Below are 2500 nucleotides of genomic sequence, written 5' to 3'. Positions count from 1 at the left end.
AGCTCTGAAACTACCAGTGAAACAGCTTCAACAAGCCAAACTCCTACAGAATCAGTTGCAGGCCAAACACGTGAAGCCGCAACTACAGACCGAGCTGCCAGTGAAACTACTTCAACTAGCGAAACTTCAAAAAGTGAAACTAATATCACTGGTGGTCAATACTATAGCGACGACCAAGGCAACTGGTATTATAAAGATGCCAGCGGTAAAAACCTTACTGGACCACAAACTGTTGATGGCGTTAAGGTCTACTTTAGAGATAGCGGTGTTCAGGTTAAAGGCAAGTTTGCTAATGATAACCATTATTACGACAAAGATTCTGGGGCTCTTGTTACTAATAAATTCGTTAAAGAATATGGTAGAACCTATTACGTTGATGAAAATGGTAATAAGGCAATTGGTTCCAAAGAAATTAATGGAGCATGGAATTATTTTGATAACCACGGTGAACAAGTTAGGGATAGATTTGCACCAAATGGGCGTTATTACGACGAGAACGGAAAACAAGTGGATTTCGGGAAAAACCGTTATTTCCAACTTGGTAATTATTGGTATTACGCAGGAAATGATGGTGCTATCCTAAAAGGTTCACAAACCATCGACGGCGTTAAGGTTTACTTCTATCAAAATGGTATTCAAGTTAAAGGGTATTTTGTTAAAGATGATACTGATAATACTGAACACTATTACGATAAAGATTCGGGTGCATTAATTACTAATAACTACGTTATTGCCTACGATAACTATACCCGCCAAAATGAACGTTACTATGTGGATAATCAGGGTTCTCGTGTAAGAGGTTCTAAAACAATAGATGGTAAACAAGTCTACTTTGAATTCAACGGAAAACAAGTCTTCGACAATTTTGGTGACGATGGCTACTTCTATGATCAGGATGGTAACCGAGTTGACCTAGGGACCAACCGTTATGTTCAAATCAAAGGTAACTGGTACTATGTGGGTAAGGATGGTGCTATTCTCAAATATGCACAAACTATTGATGGTGCTCATGTCTTCTTTGGCTACAACGGTATCCAAGTTAAGGGAGATTTTGACTATAAAATGCAATTTCACGATAAAGACTCTGGAAATCTAGTTACTAATCGTTTCGTAACAGTTAAAGACAAAACCTATTTTATTGGAGCCGATAGCAAAGCCATCAAAGGAGCAACAGTCATTGACAACACTGAATACTTCTTTGACGAGAAAACTGGAGCCCAAGTCAAAGGAAATTTCGCTACTAACGATAAATATTATGATGGAATCACTGGTGCTCTCGTAATCAATAGTTATGTTCAAGTCGACAAAGACTGGTACTACGTAGGCAATGACGGTAAACGGCTTAAAGGTTCTCAAACCATTAACAATGTTCCTGTATACTTTGATCCTTATCTGGGTAAACAAGCTAAAGGTGTCTTTAGTAATGATGGATACTTCTATGACAAAGATTCTGGAGCCAAAGTAGATTTAGGAACAAACCGCTACGTCCAGGTTAATGATAATTGGTACTACGTCAATGATGAGGGTAAAATTCTCAAGGGCGAACAAACCATCAATGGGGTTCAAGTTAATTTTAATCCATATAACGGTATTCAAACCAAGGGGGCATTAGTTGATTCTAATGGTCGAGCAATCAGTAAAGAGAACTACAATACTTATGAAACACCTAGTAAGTACTATGATAAAGATTCCGGCGCTCTTGTAAAAAGTCAATACTTCAGCCATGATGGTAAATGGTACTATGCAGATGTGGAAGGAAATATCCTTAAAGGCTCACAAACCATTGATGGGGTACACGTTTATTTTGATGATTATGGAGTTCAAGCTAAAGGTATTATCGCTGATGGCTATTTCTATGATAAAGATTCTGGAGTCCGTCAAGATGTTCCTCGTGATCAATTTGTTAAGGTAGGAGATAAGTTGTACTACTTTGATAGCAAAGGTCAAAAAGGAAATAAAACCATTGATGGTAAGGATTATTACATACTAAATAATGGTGAAATTCTTCGAGATTCTTTCGAAATCTATGGGTCCCTTCCTTATCACGATAAAGAAACAGGTGCTGCTGTAAATAAAACTGGATTCCTTCAAGTTGGTAAGGACTGGTACTATATTGATGCTAATGGTACTAAGGCAAGGGGACTGAAAGAAATTGATGGTAAGCTTTATTTCTTCTCTAACAATCCAATGAACAAATACGAAACGCACGAACAAGTTCGTGGAAAATTAGCTAGACCCTACTTTTATATTTCATTCCCAGATACAGCAGAAGAAAACCCAACCTACTACTTCGACGCTGAAACTGGAGCTGCTGTAACCAACCAATTCGTCTATACAGACGGACACTGGTACTACTTTGGTAACGATGGTAAGGCCCTCCTCTTCGATCAAGTCATCAATGGTCAACACCTCTACTTTGATTATCAAGGTAAACAAGTTAAGGGCGATTTCGTTACAGACTACAAAGGAACTCGTTATTATGACGAAAACTCTGGTGAGC

Annotated in this window: 1 protein-coding gene; it reads left to right on the top strand. The window is 38.2% G+C overall.

Annotation, left to right across the window (positions count from 1 at the left end; all coding sequences use genetic code 11):
• A partial coding sequence (locus tag HMPREF2607_RS07635) for a glucosyl transferase (protein WP_261674286.1) occupies nucleotides 1-2500 on the top strand: 2500 nt, incomplete at both ends.

Origin of the sequence: Streptococcus sp. HMSC078H03 (assembly GCF_001808655.1) — a bacterium.
GTDB classification, from domain to species: domain Bacteria; phylum Bacillota; class Bacilli; order Lactobacillales; family Streptococcaceae; genus Streptococcus; species Streptococcus salivarius_G.
The sequence above is the reverse complement of the archived record's forward strand: the minus strand, read 5'-3'. Positions and strand labels throughout refer to the sequence as shown.